The organism is Ferrovum myxofaciens (genome assembly GCF_000735045.1).
Lineage (GTDB): Bacteria > Pseudomonadota > Gammaproteobacteria > Burkholderiales > Ferrovaceae > Ferrovum > Ferrovum myxofaciens.
Genome location: NZ_JPOQ01000463.1, coordinates 1 through 310 on the forward strand (window position 1 = coordinate 1; position 310 = coordinate 310).

The following is a 310-nucleotide window of genomic DNA, read 5'->3' on the forward strand; positions in this document are numbered from 1 at the left end:
CAATTGTTCGACGAACATTCCGGGTGCTCTGACTTTCACGCTCTTGCCATAATTCTTCTGGAAGGCGAGGTAAGACAGGGTTTCGGACTGGACAACATTACCCAGCCCGAGAATCTGGTTGGCAAGTTCACCATGGGCGCGTTTGCGCTCAGCCGCCAGCTTGCGTTCCACTTCCGCATACTCAGTGCGGATTGCCGTGTAACGTTTCGATGGTGTGAACTTCTGGCCTTTTTTCCACGTCCCGTTCGCGTTAAAACAGAGCGGGTTCGTGGCACGTTTAGACCTGTCCATGGCACGTTGCAAGCGGCGG

The 310-nt window shown here is 54.5% G+C and carries 1 pseudogene; it reads right to left on the reverse strand.

Going from position 1 to position 310, the window contains the following annotated elements:
• Nucleotides 1-291, reverse strand: a pseudogene (locus IV91_RS0114590) (transposase); the annotation flags it as partial.
• Nucleotides 292-310: the final 19 nt, after the last annotated feature.